Genomic DNA, 22,754 nt, shown 5'->3' on the forward strand with positions numbered 1-22,754 from the left:
GTTGTAGGATACGCACGCAGTCCTACATTCCGATTTCACGCATATTTATATGTCAATTCAGTGCAAGCTGGGGCAACCTACTTGCCTGCTGAATTGACTCTGCGTGAGCCAATAATGTGGGACTGCCAAGTCAGGTTGTCCCTTTTGTTTTTAAATCCAAAAATATGACCATTATTGTATCAAAAGCAGGGAAAAACGCTCAAAAAATACAACAGTCGAATTTTGATAGAGAGGACCACCTGCAACGCTATATTTACGAGAACCCAAGCTCAATTCCGCTCTATGACATCAAGGAAGATATTCAGCTACTAATCCTCATCCGTGAGTACCCAACCAACAGCGGTCCTATCGACGCTCTTGGGGTCGATGCAGAGGGGAACATTTACTTGGTTGAGACTAAACTCTATAAAAATGCAGACAAAAGAACCGTGGTTGCTCAGGTTTTAGATTACGGAGCATCGCTTTGGAAGAATGGGAATAATTTGCCTGAATTTATCGCTGAAATAGATCGTGCGAGTCAGAGATTCTTTGGTATGCCAGTCGACACAAAACTGAGAGAATTCTTTGGTTTCGAAGAAGAGGACGTGTCCATTTTCTGGAACAATGTGAAGGACAATTTGAACGAAGGAAACTTCAAGTTTGTAGTCCTCATGGATCAACTCCACCAAAGGCTCAAAGACTTGATTGTTTTTTTAAACCAGAACAGCCAGTTCGACGTTTATGCCGTTGAGTTGGAATATTACAAGCACGATTCTTTTGAGATCATTATCCCGAGATTATTTGGTGCGGAAGTTAAAAAAGACATTGCGGTAAAGGGTACAAATACACCTAGGAAAAATTGGGATATACATGGGCTTATGGATGATGCCAAAAAAAGACTGAGCAAGGCAGAGTTTGAATGCTTCACGAAACTCTATGAATTTCTGAGAAATAACGCGGAAGAACTAGACATAGGAACAGGGGCGAAAGTAGCCTCGCTCAAGCCAAGGTTCTCCACCGTTTGTCCTCGAGCATTCTTCACCGCATCATCCGACGGCAAAGCAGTTTTCTACTTCAACTATCTGAACGACGAAGCTCAAAAGAAAAAGCTGTACGAAGCCCTGAAATTGCAAAAAGTATCATCTGTCGACAGGGTCGATCCCAATAACTTTTCAGACCTTTACCTGAAGACTGACGAGGTAGTTGCGAACTGTGATCAGATCATAAAAGCACTCCAAGGTTTCATAAAGGGCTAGATGTGTTTCATCAGCTCGTCCTTTAGCACCAACATCGCAACGCAATCATCCTCGTTATAATCGAGGATGCGTTGCATCTTGTCTGGAACCTGATCTTTACACCACTCGTTGAACCATTGAATGGAAGCAGCTCCAGAGGGATTGGAGTCTCTCCACTTGAATCCTAAGAATTGAGCTAGTGTTTTGACGGAGTAGTTATAAGTAGGCCACTCGGTGTATTTTTTTACATATTCGTAGAGGTCTATAGAGGCTTCGTTGTCAAAAAAATGTTCCAACTCCTCCTCAGAAACAACACTCGGGTGTTTTTCTCTTAAAGCTCTAAACTGTGTACGTTCATATTTACTGTAGTAGTAAACGGAAAATGCATCAGGGAGAGATCGGATATAATTCCAAAACTCTTCCCAAGCCAAACGTTCGTCAGCCTTACTGACACCTTTAGACAAGAAGGCATGGAATTGTGTCTTTTCAGGATCGTTCATTCGTCGTTCAACGACTCCATGTAGATAAACCACATCTTGAGTAGGGTCTGTTTCGATATCGAAGTACAGCTCGATAGGCCTTTCAGGCAAAGTGAAAGCCTCAAGGATTTGGACTTCTTTCACATCATCAGCAATGAGCTTTGCCCTTCTATTGAACTTTTCCAAAGTTGCTTTGCCAACACCAGGAATGTCTACTTTGCCCTTGGCATCGATGTAGTCTGCAGGGTCTAAATCAGCGAGTTTACGGACAGTAGTGGCAATACTTTCTAGAGCATCTTGCTTCGCTCGTCCAAGCTCAGGGATCAGGGAGAGGTAGTCGTCCTCGATGCAAGTTTTTTTGCAGTCCGTGTACCAAACACAGAGCTTACAAATACTTCCAAGAGCAGCTTTGGTATGGATAGCATTTTTTAAAATATTTCCGACGTACATCAGAGCTTCTTCATAAAATTCCCACCAAGTTTCTTTGGCTTTAACTCCCTTCGGCTGATCTAGAGCGTAGTCAACGAGTTGTCCCGTGCTATCATAGATTTTTCCGAGGTAGTGAGTGGCAAATCCAAGCCTTCTTAGCGCATCCGTATATAGAGCAAGTTGAAGGGCATAGTGCTTCTTAAGTTTGCCTTCTTCAAAATCATCACCTCCCGCAACTCCCATCCCAGACTTGATGTCGATAGCCACATATTCTCCTGAAGGCTGTAGCTCCAATAAGTCAGGCTCTCCCAAAAGGTCGTCAACTTCAAGACGGCCATGATAAATGAGAGGTACTTTATTTTCGATGGCGTTCAGAGTGGCTTGAGCACGTTCTTCCTTCGGTACTACAGAGAGATCCAAAATAATACGATCCCCTTTCATCCCTTCCAGAACTTGCTTCTCATATTGAGTCCCTTTTTCCCAAAGGAGCTGAACAAACTCATTCGGATCGTCCCTCAGGTTTGGATTATCGTGGGCATCTCGCCATACTCGATGAGGGCAGGCATTGTAGTTGTAGAGGTGGGAAGCGGTGATTTTCATTGAGTTGAGCTTAGCAAAAAAGGTCATTGTTGTGTAGCAAGACTTGATGCGCTTTAAATTTCAGATGATTTGATCTAAAGTACAGGAGCAAATTAAACCAACATGGCTGACTCAAATAAAATAATCCACGAGTATCTTGTTGAGATACAAAAAATACTCCAGTCTGGGGATGCGCGTGAGCATGCTTATAGGCCAGCTTTTCAAAGGTTGATTCAAGGACTGAAGCCAGAGATTCAAGTGATTAATGAGCCAGCCTACACGGGAGGTAACGCTCCCGATTTTTTATTCAAGAGCGGAGCAACGCCAGTAGCCTATGCCGAGTGTAAGGATGTAACGGTTGATATCACCAACTCAGAAGTTCAGAAACAGGCAAACCGATACGTTGAAGCATTCGGAAGAATTTTGCTTACGAATTATTTTAATTTCCAAATTTTGAGTGAGGAAGGTGAAGTGGTTGCGATTTCCATTGCAGATAAAAGTGGAGATCAAATCATTGCCAGACAGTCGGAATTTGAGCGTTTTGCAAATATCATTCAGGACTACATCACTCCGTTTCATCGCACGATTAGGTCTGCAAGGAAACTGGCAGAAATCATGGCGAGCAAGGCACGAATTTTGAGAGATAATGCACTGGCTTCTCTGACTGAAAATCCTGATTCGGACATTTACGCACAGTACAAAACTTTTAAAGAAGTGCTGATTAGAGAACTCTCCGAACAAGAGTTTGCAGACATGTATGCACAGACTTTGGTTTATGGCTTATTCGTAGCTCGCTACTACGATTCGACGATCAAAACCTTTTCGAGGCATGAGGCTCAAGACCTATTGCCAGCCTCAAACCCTTTATTGAAAAAATTCTTCGGACACGTAGCAGGTACAGATTATGACCCAAAAATAGCATGGTTGGTAGACAGCCTAGTCGAAGCATATCTGAGCACAAATGTGTATGAACTGATGCATAAGGAATTCGCTACGAAGCAAAAAGATCCCGTCCTTCATTTTTACGAAACATTCCTGGCTGAATACGACAAAGGGCTGCGTAAAAATCGAGGGGTCTATTACACCCCAGAGCCTGTCGTTTCGTTCATTGTGAGATCCGTTGATGAAATCTTGAAAACTAAATTCAACCTCCCAAAGGGCTTAGCGGACACGAGTACGATTGACCATCAAGAGAAGATTCAAGCCGAAGATGCTCGAAGAAAAGACGGGATCAAAAGAAAGAAAAACCAGATCCATAGGGTGCAAGTACTTGATCCTGCCGTTGGCACAGGAACCTTTTTGAATGAGGTCATCAATGTGATTTTTAAGTCTTTCAAAGGCCAAGAAGGTTTATGGTCGTCCTATGTTAGGGACCACCTGCTACCACGGATTCACGGCTTTGAATTGATGATGGCCAGCTACACTATGGCTCATTTAAAGTTAGGCGTAACGCTAAAAGAGCTGGGTTACAGTGGAGACGAAAGACTGTCAGTCTGGCTCACCAATAGCTTAGAAGAGTCCGTACATGAAGTGCCAAATTTATTTATGAGTCAATGGTTGACCGAGGAATCCCATGAAGCTTCACGAATTAAGTCGGAACTGCCAATCATGGTTGTGCTGGGAAATCCCCCATATTCTGTCAGTTCAGCAAATAAGGGAGTTAGCATTATGGATTTGATTTCGGTTTACAAAGAGAACTTAAATGAAAGAAATATTCAATCACTATCAGATGACTACATCAAATTTATACGTTTCGCAGAACATCAAATTGAAAAGAGTGGATGTGGTGTAGTAGCAATGATTACAAATAATTCATTCATTGATGGAGTGACTCATCGGCAGATGCGTAAACATTTGATGGAAACTTTTGATGAGATTTACATTCTAGACTTACATGGAAATGCAAAAAAGAAAGAAGTAGCACCTGATGGAGGTAAGGATGAGAATGTTTTTAACATTATGCAGGGTGTTTCAATCAATTTATTTATCAAGAATGGTGATTGCAAAGGAATGGCGAATGTCTATCATTCAGAGTTATTCGGTAAGCAAAAGGAAAAATATGAAAAGCTAGACCAGTTTGATTTCGAAACAATTAAGTGGGAAAAGTTGAAAACAGTTGAGCCATATTATTTCTTTGTACCCAAGGATTTCTCTTCAGAACTTCTGTATAATCGTGGATTTAAAATTGATGAATTATTTGTGATGTCCTCAATGGGTATTGCTACAGCAAGGGATTCTCAGTTAATTTGGCTCAACAGAAAAAGTGCGGAAAACTTGTTGGCTGATCTGAATGAATTAGATAAAGATGATTTTTTGATTAAGTATAATTTTCCCGGTGAAACGGAAGATTGGCGCTACTGTAATGCAAAGAGTGACATTGCAGATTCCAAAATAACGAAGATTGCATATAGACCATTTGATGAAAGGTGGACTATCTATTCGGGAAATTCCAAGGGTGTTATGGCCCGTCCAAGGGGAGAAATAATGTCAAACCTTTTGCAAGGAAATATCGCTCTAAATTTATGCAAACACATTCGAAAACAGTATGAACCAGTATTTGTTTCAAGGTATGTAACGGATAAGTCTTTACTCTCATCACTTGATAATTCGTATGCCTTCCCATTGTACCTTCAGCCTGATAGTGGTGATCGTATTCCAAATCTTGATCAAACAATTTGGGACAAAATCAATGAGACGGTTGATATAACCCAACCCGAAGACATTCTTGACTATATTTATGCCGTTCTCCATTCTCAGGACTATCGTGAAAAATATAAAGAATTCTTAAAAATCGACTTCCCTCGTATCCCTTATCCAAAAGACAAAAAAATCTTCAAAAAACTTATGGAACTTGGCAGAAAACTCCGAGGCCTCCATTTGTTGGAAGATTCCAGTGTCAACGAATTCATGACGACCTTTCCAATTGGAGGTTCGAACATAGTTGAGAAAAAGTACCCGAAATATGATGACGGCAAGGTCTATATTAATGGCACTCAGTACTTCGGAAGTGTTCCCAAAGTGATGTGGGATTTCTATATTGGAGGCTATCAGCCTGCTCAAAAATGGCTTAAAGACCGTCAGGAACGTACCCTAAGTTCTGAAGACATTGAGCATTACCAAAAAATGATAGTTGCTCTCAAAGAGACAGTTGAATTGATGGAGAATATAGATAAGGTGGTTACTTTTTAACCGTGTTTTGGTATGGAGTTGATCGGAAAATTACTGAAAAACAGGTTCTTCTTATTTTTCATATTCATCGGAGTTTTCATCGCATCAAATTATTATTTTTCGAAAAGTTTTTTACCTAGTACGCAGACTGAAGATCTTTGGTTTTATTCGGGAATTTTTATGGTTCTCTTTTCAGTTTTATTTATTGAGCCATATTACTCGTCACCGAGAAATGTAATTACAAATGTCATACCATTGTTACTGGTTTTTCTTTCTGTAGAGAGCGACTTCGTCAATAGACCATTATGGTGGATAGCAGTTGTAGTGCTTTTACTAGCTCTCTCTATATCGCTCATTTCAATTGGACTTCAAGATGAGAATAAAAGTCCAGAACATATAAGGAATAGACTAGCAAATTTTTTAAAAAATTTAGCAGTCATCATTGGAAAGGGGAAGGTCATCTATTCGGCAGTATTTTTTCTTTTCTTATACGTAAATATAGATGCCGATGGGCTTAGTAAAATTTTCGCTGGGCAGTTCATGTTCTTACTTGTTTTATGGGGAACCATTATGGCCATAGATCCCAATGAGTTGACCAATACTTTTTCTATCAGAAAAAAAGTTAAGGATGCAGATGAGATCGGAGTTATTTTTGGCGTTCAGTCAAAAAAATGTTTTTGGTAAGATTGCATGAAGATCGCAAATCCATAAAAAAGTTCGACCTAGTCAAATGCAAGTACTCGATGCAAGATTCAAGTGAGTATGTTATGTCAGGGATTGTGTTTGACACTTATTTGCTGAACCAGGAAAAGTGGGCAAAAGTATTGCAGTTGGGAGAAATAGAAGAGAAGAGAAAGAAATCTGACAATAATATCGTTTATAAAATAACTAACGCCGAAGAGAAACAAGCTTTGATCGAAAAACTGAATATAGAGAATTTTGTAGGCGTCATCATTGAGGGCTCAGAAATTGGACGAATACTATTCGAATACTCAAAGAAAAAAGATGACCTCCAAGAAGGCGATCTGCTTGAACTTAGAGTCGGCGATAAAAGACTATTTTATCAAGTTTTTGGTGGGTTAACTCAATCAGAAAATCTCGAGGGCAGAAATGAAACTGGATATATTAGAGGTGAAGCGATCCAATTGGGCGAATGGCAAGCATTTGACCTGTCTTTTCAGAAGTTTGGATGGGTGCCATCGATTAATACTCCTGTATTTAAAGCAGACACTTCGGATATAAATCCAATAGCACATAAATATCCCGATTTTAAGATCGGTGTAATACCAGGAACGTCACTGCCATCGGTCTTAGATCTTAATGAAGCCGTAAGTCACCATACGGCATTATTGGGAGTAACGGGGGCGGGTAAGTCTCACTTAGCGCGTAAAATTATTCGAGAGTTGTCTCAAGATACTAAAGTTATTTGTGTTGATTTTACTGGTGAATGGAAAACAAGCATGTCTAGTTTGAATCCAGTGGCGTTAATCGGTACGTCAGACCTGAGTCAACTTGAAGCAGATATCGCACAGAAAGAGACTGAGGCTAGCTCGAGAAATGCGGACAAAACGAAACTTTTAGAGTACAAAAAGAAGATCAATGAAAAACTTGGGGGCTATGTGAAAACGTTTATGGAGTCAAAAGATAAAATTGCACTTTTTGAGCTCCCTGAACTGTCTAATACGATGTTCGTTTTGGAATTCACTCAGTTGTTTTTAGAAGCAGTCTTCTCTTATGCAAAACAAAATCGCGGACAGAAAATATGTATTGTGCTCGAAGAAGCTCACACGATAATACCAGAGACAAACTTCCTAGGAGATTTAGGCGATTATGGTAGTAGTAAAGCACTTGTAAGTAAGATGAGTCAGATTGCATTACAGGGAAGAAAGTATGGGGTTGGATTGCTTGTCATTGCACAACGAACAGCAAACGTTTCCAAAACAGTTTTGACACAGTGTAACACCGTCATTTGTTTTCAAGCTTTTGATGAAACAAGTTTCACATTTTTAGGAAACTATATCGGACAAAACTTGGTTAAGACACTTCCAAACTTGAAACGATATCATGCCATCATTACAGGAAAAGCCGTAAGGTCAAATTTGCCCATGATCATTCAGCTTGAGGAATAGGAGTATTCGCTCTAGCTATCACGATCCATTGTGTCATCTATGTGGGTAGGCCTTAACCCACCTACTATGACAGATTTAGATGAACCTCTGAAGTACTGCCTCTACGCCAGAAAGTCCTCAGAATCGGATGAAAGACAGGCCATGAGCATCGACTCTCAAATTCATGAGATGCAGCAGATTGCCGAACAGGAAGGTCTCAACGTTGTAGAGGTCATGGAGGAAAGCAAAAGCGCCAAAGCCAAAGGAGTGCGAGTTAAATTCAACGAGATGCTCAAAGGGCTTTCTGATGGAAAGTTCAACTCCATTTTAACATGGGCCCCAGATCGTTTGAGCCGCAACGCAGGGGATTTAGGAGACATAGTGGACATGATGGACGATGGTAAGTTAGTCAACATTCGGACACATGGACAAACCTTCATCAACTCCCCAAATGAGAAGTTCCTCCTGATGATTCTGTGTAGTCAGGCAAAGTTGGAGAATGACAATCGTGGTAAGAACGTGAAACGTGGACTTAGGGCAAAATGTGAGAGGGGCAAAAGGCCAGGTGTCCAACCACTGGGCTACAAGATTTACCGTGACCCCGAGAAACTTTCGATGGAGAGCAAAATACTCATAGATCCCGAACGTGCTCCCTTCATTAAGAAAATGTTCGACTACCTCACCGTCAGTGGCTACAGCGGAAGACAAATAAACGAACTCCTTACGAAGGAAGGCTTTAGGACAAGAAAAGGAAAGCATGTAACGCTGAGCATGACCTACCGAGTATTCAAAGAGCGGTTCTACTACGGCGAATTTGAATACCCCGAAGGCAGCGGCAATTGGTACGAAGGTACTCACGAACCAATTATCACCAAAGATCAGTGGGAGGCGGCACAGAAGGCTATAAAAACGTTTGAAAAGAGCAAGTGGGGAAACAAAAGCTTCTACTTCAGCCGCCTATTCAAATGCGGCTCATGTAATTCAGGCATTTGTGGCGTAACTCACATCAACAGACACTCCAAGAGCTACACCTACTACAGATGCAATCGATATGGAGGAACTAAGATGTGTCATGAAAAGTATATACGTGAAGACGAGCTGGTTGAAAGCATCGCCAAGCTTGTGGATGAATTTAAAAGCAAAGAGCTTCGGATCCATAAGAAAATAATTCGGGAAGTCCAAAAGATGAACGAGCTTCACGAAATCACAATGGGCGAAGGGGCGAAAAAACTGACCGAACAAGAATACATCCACTACATCCTGAAGAAAGGAACTCCAGTAGAGAAAAAGGATTTTTTATCCACTTTAGAGGGCCAATTGTACCTTAAAGGTGGAAAGGTCTGGTTGGATGATACGAAAATTGAATAGCTCACCACGCTACATCTGCAGATTTCTCCCAATGCCCCTTCCACTCTAGATGTCGGGAATTGGACCCTTTGCTAGCCCTAAAACAAAAACTCCCCATTCAACAGAAGCCCACTTTTATCCTGCACGGCAAAATTCGACTCTCTATCACCCTAGGTCTTAGGGTCATAGGTTCAAATGATGCACGTAGTGGCGGAGAGGGAGGGATTTGAACCCTCGAGACTTTTTAGGGTCTGCCACGTTAGCAGTGTGGTGCCTTCAGCCACTCGGCCACCTCTCCGTTGAGCCTCATCTTGCCACCACCGCAAAGCGGAGCCAAAACTCAGCCTCCGCATTTTAGGGGGCCAGGCTCGCCAGGGCAAGCCTTATTTCACGCTCAAGAAGACCTCACAGTCCACAGCCGTAGACTGAAGGACATCATCCATCCTAGACCAATTGATAGAATTGAAATAAATTTTCACCTTAAAACGACCTTCTTCAAAAGTCAGGCTCAAGTCCTCACGAGGGAGAAGACTGTCGACACGCCCTTCTGCTTCTAGGCGAGTCATTAAATCCGTCAAAGGCACCTCATAAACCTGGTCATTGAACTCAAACTGCATGATCTGGGAGTACTCCAGTAAGTCAATCGTGAGAGTGCCCGCCCCATTCGGCAATTCATACAAGCCATTAAAAGACCCAACGTATCCAATGTATTGAAGAGCATAATCATAACCCGCCGCTGTCAAAACCTCATCCCCATCAGTCCCAAAATCAAAATAATCAGTAGGACCTTCGTAAGGATCATAATGTTCAAGACCCATTTTTCGTAAAACATCTTCGCTGCTCATTCCCTTGGCCCCTTCTCCAAACCAAGCAGAAAAAGCATCGCCATCATGATGGTTGACCAAGTACTCCACTTTCGAGAAAATTTCATCACCGTCTTCATCTGAAAGAGTGTTCTCTGCAAGGGGAACAATCTCGCCTTCCACCAAAATCCCTGTTCGAGTCAAAACACTTTCTAAACGACTCATTTGACTCCACTCAGAGAGAGCCCTGGGGCTCCATGGACCAACACTGCATAGCAAGCCCACAATCACCACACTCAGCGGAATCCAACGCAAACTCGCCTTCTTTTGGGTGGCATAATAAAGGCTCCAGCCCAATAGCACCAAGCCAAGCAGTACGCCCAAATAACGCTCTTCCGTAAGTCCATAAGGTTCAATGCGCTTCCAAAAGGCTACAAAATAAACCAAAAGGAAAGGAATCGTAGTCCAAGGAAAAACCTGGAGAAACCTTCCAATCAGTTTATTGACCTTTTCGTTGCGCAGCAAAAAAAGCAAAGCGTAAGTGCCGTAGCCGAGCAAAGTGAAGAGCAAAACAGGCATGGCCACGAAGCCTTCTGGCCAGTCTTGAGTGGCTAAAATCTTCACCACATAAACAGACAAAATCAAAAAATAAGTGAGCAGCAAAGGAAAACTGATATAAAGCACAAAAGACCGCATCATTTTTTCAGCGGGAGCTTGTTTTTGAAGGTCCTTATAGTCCGTGGGAATCCCCATGTAAAAAACGAGACTGGCCAAAAGAATGCAAAAGAAATAGCCAAAATCTTGAGTCCAAGTGTAGCTCATGGTGACGTTAAACAACTCCTGAATAGAGAAAATGGCCAGACTGAAGCCGAGCCAAAGAATAAGAGCCGTCGCAATGGCAATCAGCGCACTAGACAAGGTGGCAATGCTATAGTTCCAAAAACCCTGCTCCTCCTTATTATTTCGCACATAAGGTCCCACAAAAACCAGCGCCAGAGAAGCCACAAAAATCATGCCCAGATGGAGCATATCGAGGTCCACCCAATAACCACTCGGCTCAACAGAATAAACCAAGAGATAAAGCAAAGGTATCCCCATGAGTTGAATCAGCCAAGACCGAAGTCGCAGCCGTTCCGCAAGCAAGGCCAATCCTCCGAATAATAAAATTCCAATAAAAAGCGAAGAGAGAGCTTGATCCACATTTTCAGGGTAAGGATTCATTCTACTGGCCCCAATCAAGAGCCCGGTGCACAGCGCACTGCTCAAAAGCGCAAGTGGAAAACGAGCGACTGTGGATGCTAAATGACTTAAAGAAAAGTTCGGCGTAGGGAGGAAAGCCATAGTAAAAATTTAATTGTCTCCAATTTACTACACCGCCTCTCTAGAGGCCATCCAAAAAAAGACCAAAGCTTCAAAGCCACTCACATTCGATCCAAAGCAGGAATCCCCAAAATGGAAAGTCCGCACTTGAGTTCTTGCAAAAAGGATTTAACAATGCCCAGTCGCGCGCGACGAGCCGCTTCCGTTTCGGCATTCACAACCTGTACGGTGCCATAAAAACGATTGAATTCTTGGCAAAGCTCATACAAAAAAGTGGCCACAATATGAGGTTTACGCTCTTCCAAAGCCCTTTGCAGCGCCTCCGGGAATTTGAGCATTTTTTTCACCATCGCTTTCTCGGCATCTTCACAAAGCAGGGGCAGTCCACTCAAATCCAAAAGCCCAAACTGGGCCTCAGCCTTTTGCAAAATACTACTGGCCCGCGCATACGAATAAAGCAAGTAAGGCGCTGAATTTCCTTCTAAAGTGATGATTTTATCCCAGTCAAAAACCAAATCCTTATTTCGGTCTTGAGATAAAATGCCATATTTCACGCTCGCCACACCCACCCCTTCGGCAAGCGCGTAGAGCTCTTCACGAGGCAATTCACTCGCTCGCTGCGCCGCCAAAGCCCCGGCTCGCTTCACCGCTTCATCCAAAATTTCAGTGAGTTTAATGACATTTCCCTTGCGAGTACTCATGGCCCGATCCCCAAAACTCATCCGCCCAAAAGAGATGTGTTCCAGGCTCGTCACCATGGCCTCTACACTCGCAGTCGGCAAACGGTCGTAAGCCAGCGCCCGAGCCACTGCAAAGTTTTGAACAAAATGCAGCGACTGGGCATGGTCGACCACATATAAAATCACTTCCGGATGCCAGGTTTCCACCCGATATTTGATCGTCGCCAGGTCACGCGTCAAATACAAAGTCGTGCCATCGCTTTTTCGTATCAGCGCCGGAGTCATCTCCTCCCCCTTCGCATCGAGCCCCATCGGGTAAATGAGCGCCCCTCCCTCGCCTTCCACAAAGGCTTTTTTTTGCAGCCCGTCAGAAATCACTTCGTCAGTCCTGTTCAAATAAAAACTCTCCCCCGTGATGTGATCAAACTCCACCCCCAAACGCTTAAAAATTTTCTTCAAATCTCCCACACTTTCCTCAACCATCCACTTCCAAAGCGCCAAACGCTCTTCGTCGCCTTCTTCCAAAGCCTTGAAAATGTCACGTGCCTTTCCCTCCAAGTTGGAATCTTTCTCCGCCTCTTCATGAAACTTCACATACAGCCTCGTCAGTTCATCATTGGGTTTTTTTTCAATCGCCGCTTTGTCGCCCCATTCTTCTACTGCATAAATCAGTTTTCCAAAGTGAGTCCCCCAATCGCCTAGATGATTGATGCGAATCACCTCGTGGCCCATGAATTCAATCAAGTTCGCAAGGGCATCGCCCAAAATCGTCGTGATGATGTGATGCACCCCCATGTGCTTGGCCGCATTCGTGCTGCTGTATTCCACAATCCAAGGGCGCTCTTCTTTTGCCCCGCCGTCCACACCTCGTTCCACCGAAAAACCACTTTCCAGCTGCTTGAGTCCTTCTTGCAAAAAGGCATCCGAAAGTTTCAAATTCAAAAAGCCAGGAGCCGCAAATTCCACCGCTTGCACACGGTAATCCTTGGGGAAATGTTCAATAATCGCTTCTGCAATCGCCTGCGGCGCCTTGCCCACTCGCTTCGACAGCTTCATCGCAAGTCCCGTGGCAAACTCCCCATGCTTGGCATCGCGCGGCTCATCCACACTGAGGGCATTCAAAACCTCTTCCCCACTCAAAGTTGGGAAGGCATCCAGCGTGGCTTGAGAAAGTAAAACCGCTAAATCTTGGGAGAGGATTTTCATACCAGAGTTTTATCAGGAAAAAACAAAGCCCACTACTCTATAAAATTGACAAAACATAACATTAGTGTAAAATCAATGCCTCTGTATACCGAATATGACAGATCTAGCTTCCGATAAACCATCAGACGGTGAAAACCTAGACATAGCCTCAAGATGGAAACGTGAAACTCAAGGGAAGACCTATCACGTTGATGAATTAGTAAGCTTGGTGAAAGGATTTTTGGCCGATGCCCAGCCTGAAGATAGGGAAGCGTTGCAAGAATCGATCTTAGAGTGGTTATGCGAGGAGTTCCATTTTTATATAGACCTATTGAGAAGCACGGCAAAGAAGTTTGATTTAGATCGGCTCTACTGGCAAAGGCTGAGTCTTGAGGAAATGGATGCTCTGAGTGCAGCAATTCAAGCAGAGCTTCAAACAGAGTTCGAAGCAAGAGGAAAGCAGGGTGTGGATCTACAGGCGCAGTCCGCAATGTATTTTTACAAGATTTCTCGCACCCTTGGTAGTTTCACAGAAGCCATAGCAGCGTTACAAGAGTCTAGAAAACAGAACATTGCAGATGGCTTAGCTCAATTGCTGCATGACTTCAATGGAGTAAACACCTACCCCTTGCTCTACCTGCACGAGGCCTCTAGCAACAGAGCATTTGCAGAGGATCATCCAGAAAATCTAGACATGAAAGTAGAAGCTGAAATGAGTTATGGATATGCCCATTTTGCGGGGCATGCATTCCAGCATTTGATAGCTTGTCACCAATTGCTGCTGAGACGCCTGATGGCAAAACATCAACTGTTGTTAGAAGAAATGGATATTAGCGCATTCATGGAAGTGACGGCCAACGCCCAGGCCTTTCGTTTCAATAATATGGAAGCTCCTCTTACCCATATTTCCATTGAAGTGGAAAAAGAAGAGGGGGTGAACTCCATTTTGAAAGCTTCACCCGATGCACTTCACCTAATTTTCTTAAATGTATTCAAGAACGCAGCTAAAATCATACAAGAGCGAAAAATAGCGAAAGAAAAGCAAACCATTCACTTGCGATTCTTTGAACGAGAAGGGGTCTTATTTCTACATTACAATGATCACATTGGAGGCTTGGATTTGACGGCTCTTTTTCACTCCGCAGTTGAGAAAACCATTCATTGGACTCACAACCGTGCGGGCGAGCAACTCCCTGCCCCTCTTCGAGTCATTCAAGGTGGAGCTTTTAACGCTGCCGACATGTTTACGATGAGAGACTTGTGTGAACTTATTTTCTTAGAAAGAGTCCGTGCACGTCGAGGAGGATCAGGATTGGGAATGAAAGAAACATACGAACTCTTGGCTGAAAATGGCATGATGCTCAGTACCGCTCTCAACAGAGAAGAAGGGACCCAATTTCTTTTTGCTTTCCCAAAATCACCCACAGAGCTTGGGGTGTTGAAAGACCTGATGAGACGAGTAGAAGCTGAATTGGATCAAAAAGAGACGGTTAAACTTGGCCTAGCTGCCTAACTGTGTTACACTGAACCAAGTTCTACTTTTTTCTCGAACTCTTTGGACCCCGATCTTGCGCTCGTTCTAATCCTTCTGGTTTTCTCTGCCCTCACATCGGCGTGTGAGACGGCTCTGCTTTCGCTCACCCCCGCTCAGGTTCGAACTTTGGTAGAAAACCAGGTCAAAGGTGCGGGCTATTTGGCCAAACTCAAGCAAGCCCACCACAAAACGCTGATCACAATTCTGCTGCTCAATAACTTTTTGAATGTAGCGGTGTCGGCCATCACCACCGTAGTGATGACGCGTCTTTTTGATGATGCCGGAATTGGGATTGCCATGGGAGTGCTCACTGCCGTGCTCCTTATTTTTGGAGAAATTTTGCCTAAATCCCTCGCCACCACTTACGCCAAGACCATCGGTCCCGCCTTTGCACCTCCACTCTACGTCATTGGCATACTCCTCACGCCATTCATTGTTGTTTTAGATTTTTTGGTGAACACCATGCTCAAGCTATTTGGTGCCCAACACCACATTCAAGTGACGGATGAAGAACTCATCGCCATGGCATCCATTGGCGCGGAGGAAGGCAGCATTGATCACCAAGAACTTGAACTCATCGAAAACGTGCTTGAATTCAACGACATCCGTGCCGAAGAAATCATGACCCCCCGTGTGCACATCGATGCACTGCCCGAAACCCATCATCTCGACGATGCCACCGAATTCGTGGTCGCCCACACCCACACTCGCATTCCTATTTACCGCGACAACATCGATCATATTGTGGGCATTCTTTCCATCAAAACCTTGCTCAAATCCTACCACGAAGAAGAAGAACCCGAGTCCGTCAGCTTGCGTCAAATAGACCTTATGACACCGCTCAAATTGCCCGAGAGCATCCACGTAAAAGACCTCTTTCATCAATTCAAAAAGAAGCGCCAACACATGGCCATTTTGCTGGATGAATTTGGCGGCACAGCAGGGCTCATCACCATGGAAGATCTTTTGGAAGAACTGGTGGGGGACATCGAAGACGAACAAGATTTAGACGAAGAAAACATCAAAAAAATCGCCCCCGACGAATACGAACTTTCGGGCCGCACCGAACTCGACGACATCATGGAGCTCACCGAACTCGAATTCAAACACCCCGAATATAAAACCGTCAGCTTCCTCATCATGGACACACTCGGCTACCTCCCTCGCGAAGGTCAAAGCATCACGGTGGGCAACTGGCAATTCACCGTCAAACAAATGCTCCGCAGCACCATCCTCAAGGTGACCTTGAAGAAGTTGAGTTAAGCCTACCGCTGTACTGTTAAAGGCGTCCCAATTTCTGTGAACTCGTACATCTTCACGGCATCGTCAGGCAAGGTGCGAATGCATCCGTGACTCACCGGAATTCCAATGTGATTCCACGCTTCGGACCAAAAGGTTCCCCCATCATTGGCCAAGTAAGGCAGGGCATGGATTCCATAACCGCGCCAATCCCACAGTTGAAAATAAGGCATGCGATAGTGAGGCCATTTAGCCCCAATGCGCAGTTCTTGCTTGGTCAAAATTTCATAATTGCCGGTGGGGGTGGGCGTGTCCCAAGCCCCGGAAGAAATTTGCATGCTCCACACGGTTTTTTCTCCAAAGCGAGCACGCATCATTTGGTCGGAAAGGTCGATGAGCAAGTTGCGTTCCAAACCTTCCAATTCAGAAACCGCCAAAGATTCATCCACCACAAAGTTGAGATTGGCCTTCATGCTTTCAGTCGGGGTTCCCACGGGAATGTCCACGGCAAAAATTTCTCCAATCCAAGCCTGACCTTCCACGACGGGTTGAAAAAATTCACGATAAATATCGTCCTTGGCGGGAGCAATGCTTTCAAAACGCACATGAAAACTTTGCCCGGGATCGGCATAGGGGTCGTCCATGGCAATGCGAGTGCCACTGGTCCAGCCGGCCAAAGCCGATTCAGGTGCTGAAAACAAGCTGATGCGATCTTGTTGCTTTTGGGTGCCCACACTGAGCATAGGCACGTTGACGCAGCCGCTGTTCCAAGAGAAAAGACGAGTGTCTCCGGTGTTTTTAAATATCATGTCCACGGCCAGCACGCCACCTTGAGGCACATCTTGGCTCACCGAAAGCGATTCAAGTTCCACATTGTATTGAGGGAGTTCAGGAGTTTGATAGTCACAATAAGTCCATTCCCCTGTTTTTTCAGGAGCATCTTTCATTTCCATCTCAAGCCCCGTGCTCACTTCCTCGGTCTCTCCTCCACGAAAAATAGAGGCACTCAACGTGGCGTGATTCATCAGCCCGATGCTGAGCGTCCCTATAAAGAAAGCGGAGGAAAAGAGGACGGTCAGAATAGGACGTTGGAGTTTCATATTTTTGTTTTTGAAGAAATCTCAGAATTATAACAGAAAAAAGAAGGCATGTCAAAAGTTCTTGCTTAACCTGTACAAGAACCATCCCCCTCTAGCGCTCCAACAGTTTTTGCAGTTCCTGCTTAAAGCTCTCCACGTCTTTGAATTGCCTGTAAACGGAGGCAAATCGAATGTAAGAAACCTCATCAATCATTTTAAGGGCATGCATCACATCGCGCCCAATGATGTCGCCCGGCACCTCCTTTCCGCTGGCGCTCCACACCTCTTCCAGGCCATCGATCATATGCGAAATGCGCTCTTGCGTCACGGGGCGTTTTTCACACGCTCGCCACACGCCGCGCTCCACTTTATCGCGGTCATAACTTTCACGTGATCCATCCTTTTTAATCACAATAAAATTCGCCGTCTCCACTTTTTCAAAGGTGGTGAAGCGATGTTCGCATTTTTCACATTCTCGGCGCCTTCGAATGGATCGACCCTCGTTGGCTTCACGAGAGTCCACTACAGAAGTGCTTTTGTGTTTGCATTTAGGACAAATCATCAGCTTAAATAGTGTCATGTTCATGGGTTTCACACAAGAGGAGCTGATCCAAATCGCCATCATGGTCGGCCTCGCCGCCCTGCCTGCGCTCATTTGGTCTTACGTGATCTTCAAAGGCCGCCGCACCTCTCGCGGGCCGCTACTCCTGGCCTTCTTTTTGGGCACGCTCACCGTGGTGCCACTCATTTTGCTTTACGACTACCTTTGGGTTTGGTTCCCCGACCTGGACGTTTACCGCGTGATTTCCGAAAACATCGGCGAAGCCCACATCGCGGCGCTAATAACCCTGCTGGTGGTGGGCATTTTAGAGGAATGGGTGAAAAGCGGAGTCGTTCGCACCATCGATAAAACCAAAATCGGCATTCAAACCATCAATGATGCGGTCAAATATTCCATTTTAGCGGGACTCGGCTTTGCTTTCACCGAAAACATCTTTTACTTTTATGGCATCTGGCAAGCCTCCGGCAATGTCGGAGAATTTTTATTTCCCGTGATTTTCCGTTCCATTTTCACCGTCTGTGGACACATGGTTTTTTCAGGAATTTTCGGCTATTTCTACGGCATCGCTAAATTTGCTAAACCCATTTTAGAGACAAATCTTTATCTGGGTGAAAAAAATCGCAGCATTTACATCCTTTCTAAAATTCTGGGCACCGACGAGGCATCTGCTTTCAAACAATGGACTCAACTCAAGGGTCTGCTCATCGCCATGGCGATTCATACCGCCTTTAATTTTGCCCTCGAATTCAGCCAGTTCTTGCCCGTAATCCTCATCGTGGGACTCGGCTTCGCCTACTTGCTTTACCTGCTGGCGCATAAGGCCGGGAACATTGTTTTTTCAGCCAGCGGCAGCAGTGCCAGCATGGCCAAGCGCGATGTGGATGTGGTTTTAGAACTGCTCGGTATGTGGTCTCGCGAAGGCCGCCACAAAGACGTGGTCGACATCTGCCAACGCCTCCTCATGCGCGACCCAGACAACAAAGTGGTGCAACTCTTCCAAGCCAAGGCCATGGACAAGCAAAAGTTAGACAATTTGGAAAACTCCTTTTCTTCGCTCTTCAAAACTCAAGACGCCCAAATGGAAGACACCAGCATGCGTGCCCTCATCAAGCAAAAAGTGCTCATTGAAATGCTCAAAGAAAAACAGGCCCCTCAAAGCACCCCTGCCGTGACTCCTCTTCCACCGCCCCCTTCAAACGGACCCAAAATTCCCACCATTCCTAAGCCTCGCTAGCAAAACCGTCCGTCATGCCCGCAATGTAATCCCTAAGCTCTTCTGGAGGCTTCCCTTCCGCAATGCCTTTTTTAAACAAGGTACGAATCGTTTCTTGTCCTTTTTTAGAGAGTTCCAAAACCGTGGGATGGAAGTAGAGTCGCGTCATCAAAAAGTTCTTGAGTTCCACATTGGCCTGACTCATTTTTTCCGAAAAACACAGCAGCGGCAGAGGGCATGCATAAACATCTTTTAAGGTTTGAATCGACTGCGTCGCCAAGCGCCGCGAAGTTTCTTCCGCAAGGTCTGCAATCATCAGACTGATCATTTTACTCACCGTGCGAGACCAGCGGATTTTTTCATCTGCAATCGAGCCATATTCTTTCAAAACACGGTCTTGTGCCTCCTTCCACAGCACCAAGTCTTGCAAATCTTTTTCTTCAAAAAGGCCACTGCGCAGCCCATCATCCACATCATGATTTTGATAGGCAATTTCATCTCCAAAATTCACAATTTGTGCCTCGAGCGAAGGTCTCACCCAGTTCATATCTCCAGCCTGCTCTACAGCCGAGGCCGGATGATCCCAAGAAGTTTCGTGTTTCATGAGCCCTTCAATCACTTCGCGACTCAGGTTGAGTCCGCGCCAATGAGGGTAAGAGTCCTCCAGTTCTTCTACAATGCGCCGGCTTTGACGATTGTGCTCGAACTCCAGTCCGTAAGGCCGCAGGCATTCATCCAAAGCCTGTTCACCGGCGTGTCCAAACGGGGTGTGCCCAAGGTCGTGCGCCAGGGAAACGGCCTCTGCCAAATCTTCATTCAGTCCCAACATGCGTGCCAAATCTCGCGACACCTGAGCCACTTCCAAACTATGCGAAAGCCGCGTGCGATAATGGTCGCCATAGTGCGCCACAAACACTTGAGTTTTGCCCTTCAAACGACGGAAAGCCTTACAATGAATAATGCGATCTCTGTCTTTTTGAAAAGGCAATCGCTGAACATCTTCAGGTTCAGGATGAGCCCGCCCGCGCGATTCTTTACTCAAAACCGCATACGGTTTCAACACGCGGGCTTCGTTTTGGGCCAAGTCTTGAGCAGAAAGAATCATAGCCTCATTTTAGAGGCTATCTCAAAAAAAAGGGAGAGCACTCATCGATGAAATTTCCGATGCACCTCCTTCAGCCGCTCATTGGTGGAGTGCGTATAAATTTGCGTGGTGGTAATAGAAGCGTGCCCCAGCATTTCTTGCACGCTGCGAATATCCGCTCCATTGTGCAAAAGTTCCGTCGCAAAAGAGTGGCGCAAAAGGTGGGGAGTCACTCGTTTTCCAATGCCAGCTAAGCGTCCGGTTCGCCGCGCCATATCTTGCACGCTGCAGGCCGTGAGCCGTCTTTTTTCGCCCAGGCCCAATTCTTGATCCTCCCGATTTCTCCCAAAACTGATGAACAAAGGTTCCCAATTGTCTGAACGTTTGGACAAATAAGTCTTGAGGTATTCCACGCAGCGCTCCGACAAAAACACCAGTCGAGCCTTTCGCCCTTTTCCACGCACCGTGAATTCCATCCGCTGCAAATCCACCTGGGAGCGGTTCAAGCTCACCAATTCTGAAACGCGCAAACCTGTCGAATACAAAGTCTCGAGCATGGCCCTGTCGCGCAATACGGCCAAATCTTGCAATTGTCCGCGCCGCCCGTCGGCGCTTTCTCGCCCCACTCCCACCGCGGCAAAAAGCCGCTCCACTTCATCACGCGTCAAAAAATCCACCACCCGCTCAGGAATCCTTTTGAGGTCTATTTTTTCAGGAGCCAAAGTCGGAATGTCTTGCTTCACCAAATACTTTAAAAAAGCGCGCAGCGCAATCAAGTGATAATCCTGAGTTTTGACCGACAAACTCCGCCCCCGTGCATCCTCAAAACGGTTTAAAAAAACTTGATAATGCCTTACATCATCCAAACGCAAATCCGCTGGAAAACGCCCTGCATCTTCGCCAGAAAAATCCACAAAACGCTGCAAATAATGATGATAATTTTCAATGGTTTTTTTGGACTTATTTTCGGCCACTTCCAAATGTTCCAAAAAACGAGCGATCAATCTTTGCAATTCACTGTTCATTGCAGCAGTTCATAAAGCACCTGGGCCGCTTCACGGCGGGTCACCATTTGCGTGGGATAAAAATAAGGCCCTTCCACAAAACCGTGGGTGTGAGCATAATAAGCCCCTTCTTCGTACCACACCTCAGCCTTAACATCGGAATACACTGCTTCTGTTTCGGAGGATTTAAAAGTCGTATCCAAGCGTTTAAGCATCGTGAAGAATTCAGCCCGGGTCACAAAATCCCCTCCGCCAAATGTGCCGTTATCGTGCCCTTTCACCATGCCGATCTCCACCGCTTTTGCCAAATATTTTTTGTACCACGCCGTGCTGCTGACATCGCTAAAAGAAACTGAAGCACTGGAAGTGCCATAGTCAAAAGCGCGCAAAAGCACCTTCACCATGGCGGCGCGGTTCAAAGCAGAGTCCGCTCGAAGAAAGCCATCACTGCCCAAAAAAACTTTTTCTGCCTTCAAAAATTCAAAAACTTCAAAATCAGGATCCGTGGGACTCAAATCCAAAAACAATTGAGAAGCCAATACCGAGTCCACTCTTCGCCCCAAGGAATCCAGTGAGAAATCGATTTCAATATGATCCACCACGCCAATCATCCCTTCGCTGAGCGAATCCGAAGGGTAGTCGCCCATGTGCAGCGCCCGCCCAGACCGCGCCTGAGAAACCGAGCAGTAAACCTCTGCCGCGTCATTGAGGCTCAGGCCAAAGCCTCCCACGCCATAGCGCAAAGTCACATGATTCCACTCATAAGGGTAAAGGGCTTGGGTAGTTCCCACACTGTACCACCCTGCGGTTTGAACACAGTCGGCGTCATAATAGGGTGCATAAAGACCGGCGAGCAACTTGCCTTCTTTGGTGATGTAGAGGTAAAGATCGCCGTCCGTGGCACTCAAAAGGCCACTGGAATCCAGCACGGTGCCCACGGCTGCGGCAGGGTCGCTCACATAAATGTCTAGGCTCAAACTCCCATTCAAAGGCAGCTCATAAGTCTCGTTCAAATTTCGACTGCTACCTTCCGTTTGAGCTGAAAAAAAAGGATTTTCCGGCGGAAACAAAAGCCCCAAACTCACTTTTTGCAAGTCCGCTGCATTCGAAAGTAGGGCAAAAATTTCATCCTGTTCCAAACTGGAAAACCCCCGCAAAGTGTCTTCATGAATGCTGCCATCACTCAAATACAAACTGGCTTGGATCAGCACATTGCCATTTTTTTCCAACCAATGAAAAGAAGAGGAATCCGCGCTCACACTCTGCAAAAGATCCACGGCGCTTCCACCTTCCGCCTTCGTATAGAAAATCGCATGAGAATTCGAAGTCAAAAGACTCAAATCCTCTTCATTGAAACGAGAACTGGATTGATGTTTTTCAAAAGCCACATCGGCAGCCTCTTGGTCGGCATAAGCCAGCACTCGCAGTTGAACTTCAGGCAAACCGCTGCTCAGCCAAGGGTCGTTCAAAAGCAAGGCTTGGTAATGGGAGGCAGTTCCTCCAAAAACACTGATTTCATCGCGATAATAAAAACCGCTGAAACCGCTCAACGTTTCTAAACTGGCTCCGTCGGGGTGCATCAATTGGGATGCATTTTGCAAATCCACCGCAGTCACGTCCACAGCGGCCTGGGCCGGCAAAGTCATGAGCACAAAAGCAAAAAATAAAAAGAGGAAGCGTTTCATGCACAAAGAATAACGCGAATTTGGAAATCCTTAAAGGGGCGT

16 protein-coding genes and 1 tRNA gene are annotated in these 22,754 nt (G+C 45.3%); 8 read left to right on the top strand and 9 right to left on the bottom strand.

Annotation, left to right across the window (positions count from 1 at the left end; all coding sequences use genetic code 11):
* Positions 1-164 precede the first annotated feature (164 nt).
* Positions 165-1,235, top strand: a complete 1,071-nt coding sequence (locus tag IPG41_05385) for a hypothetical protein (GenBank protein QQR54596.1) — start codon at positions 165-167, stop codon at positions 1,233-1,235.
* Here the strand turns inward: IPG41_05385 and IPG41_05390 are convergent.
* A complete protein-coding gene (locus IPG41_05390) occupies positions 1,232-2,722 on the bottom strand; it encodes a TM0106 family RecB-like putative nuclease (GenBank protein QQR54597.1) in 1,491 nt (496 codons plus the stop codon). The genes IPG41_05385 and IPG41_05390 overlap by 4 nt on opposite strands.
* 102 nt (positions 2,723-2,824) lie before the next feature.
* On the opposite strand from IPG41_05390, the gene IPG41_05395 reads away from it, so the two are divergent.
* The 4 genes from IPG41_05395 to IPG41_05410 all read left to right on the top strand — a co-directional run bounded on the left by IPG41_05395 (position 2,825) and on the right by IPG41_05410 (position 9,345).
* Positions 2,825-5,890: a DNA methyltransferase gene (locus tag IPG41_05395; protein ID QQR54598.1), complete on the top strand. Its 3,066-nt coding sequence runs from the start codon at positions 2,825-2,827 to the stop codon at positions 5,888-5,890.
* A 12-nt stretch (positions 5,891-5,902) separates the two neighbouring features.
* Positions 5,903-6,553, top strand: a complete 651-nt coding sequence (locus IPG41_05400; GenBank protein QQR54599.1) for a hypothetical protein — start codon at positions 5,903-5,905, stop codon at positions 6,551-6,553.
* 83 nt (positions 6,554-6,636) lie between these two features.
* Positions 6,637-7,998, top strand: coding sequence for an ATP-binding protein (locus tag IPG41_05405; GenBank protein QQR54600.1), 1,362 nt, complete (start codon positions 6,637-6,639; stop codon positions 7,996-7,998).
* A gap of 66 nt (positions 7,999-8,064) precedes the next feature.
* The gene (locus IPG41_05410) at positions 8,065-9,345 is read left to right on the top strand and encodes a recombinase family protein (protein QQR54601.1); all 1,281 of its coding nucleotides are present in this window, start codon (positions 8,065-8,067) and stop codon (positions 9,343-9,345) included.
* Positions 9,346-9,532: 187 nt separating this feature from the next.
* Here IPG41_05410 and IPG41_05415 read toward each other — a convergent pair.
* From IPG41_05415 to argS, 3 genes are all read right to left on the bottom strand, one after another.
* Positions 9,533-9,622, bottom strand: a tRNA-Ser gene (locus tag IPG41_05415).
* A gap of 85 nt (positions 9,623-9,707) precedes the next feature.
* Positions 9,708-11,468, bottom strand: a complete 1,761-nt coding sequence (locus IPG41_05420) for a DUF4153 domain-containing protein (protein QQR54602.1) — start codon at positions 11,466-11,468, stop codon at positions 9,708-9,710.
* Positions 11,469-11,548: 80 nt separating this feature from the next.
* Positions 11,549-13,333, bottom strand: a complete 1,785-nt coding sequence (argS, locus tag IPG41_05425) for an arginine--tRNA ligase (protein ID QQR54603.1) — start codon at positions 13,331-13,333, stop codon at positions 11,549-11,551.
* 94 nt (positions 13,334-13,427) lie between these two features.
* Here argS and IPG41_05430 point away from each other — a divergent pair, with 94 nt between their 5' ends.
* Positions 13,428-14,825, top strand: coding sequence for a hypothetical protein (locus IPG41_05430; GenBank protein ID QQR54604.1), 1,398 nt, complete (start codon positions 13,428-13,430; stop codon positions 14,823-14,825).
* A gap of 42 nt (positions 14,826-14,867) precedes the next feature.
* Positions 14,868-16,109 (top strand): HlyC/CorC family transporter, encoded by a 1,242-nt coding sequence (locus IPG41_05435; protein QQR54605.1) that lies wholly within the window; start codon positions 14,868-14,870, stop codon positions 16,107-16,109.
* A gap of 2 nt (positions 16,110-16,111) precedes the next feature.
* Here IPG41_05435 and IPG41_05440 read toward each other — a convergent pair whose 3' ends face one another.
* Positions 16,112-17,185: a L,D-transpeptidase gene (locus tag IPG41_05440; GenBank protein ID QQR54606.1), complete on the bottom strand. Its 1,074-nt coding sequence runs from the start codon at positions 17,183-17,185 to the stop codon at positions 16,112-16,114.
* 91 nt (positions 17,186-17,276) lie between these two features.
* Positions 17,277-17,726 (bottom strand): transcriptional repressor NrdR, encoded by a 450-nt coding sequence (nrdR, locus tag IPG41_05445; GenBank protein QQR55665.1) that lies wholly within the window; start codon positions 17,724-17,726, stop codon positions 17,277-17,279.
* A 22-nt stretch (positions 17,727-17,748) separates the two neighbouring features.
* Between nrdR and IPG41_05450 the strand changes: the two genes are divergently transcribed.
* On the top strand, positions 17,749-18,960 hold the full coding sequence (locus IPG41_05450; protein ID QQR54607.1) for a PrsW family intramembrane metalloprotease: 1,212 nt from the start codon (positions 17,749-17,751) through the stop codon (positions 18,958-18,960).
* On the opposite strand, the gene IPG41_05455 is transcribed toward IPG41_05450, so the two are convergent.
* Genes IPG41_05455 through IPG41_05465 form a run of 3 tightly spaced genes read right to left on the bottom strand, consistent with a single transcriptional unit; the run spans position 18,947 to position 22,712 of the window.
* Positions 18,947-20,044 carry a deoxyguanosinetriphosphate triphosphohydrolase gene (locus IPG41_05455; GenBank protein ID QQR54608.1) on the bottom strand — a complete coding sequence of 366 codons (1,098 nt, stop codon included), beginning with the start codon at positions 20,042-20,044 and terminating at the stop codon, positions 18,947-18,949. The genes IPG41_05450 and IPG41_05455 overlap by 14 nt on opposite strands.
* Positions 20,045-20,085: 41 nt before the next feature.
* Positions 20,086-21,048 carry a tyrosine-type recombinase/integrase gene (locus tag IPG41_05460; protein QQR54609.1) on the bottom strand — a complete coding sequence of 321 codons (963 nt, stop codon included), beginning with the start codon at positions 21,046-21,048 and terminating at the stop codon, positions 20,086-20,088.
* Positions 21,045-22,712 (bottom strand): S-layer homology domain-containing protein, encoded by a 1,668-nt coding sequence (locus IPG41_05465; GenBank protein ID QQR54610.1) that lies wholly within the window; start codon positions 22,710-22,712, stop codon positions 21,045-21,047. The genes IPG41_05460 and IPG41_05465 overlap by 4 nt, the downstream gene beginning before the upstream one ends.
* Positions 22,713-22,754 lie beyond the last annotated feature (42 nt).

This window comes from Candidatus Peregrinibacteria bacterium (assembly GCA_016699145.1).
Lineage (GTDB): Bacteria > Patescibacteriota > Gracilibacteria > UBA1369 > 2-02-FULL-48-14.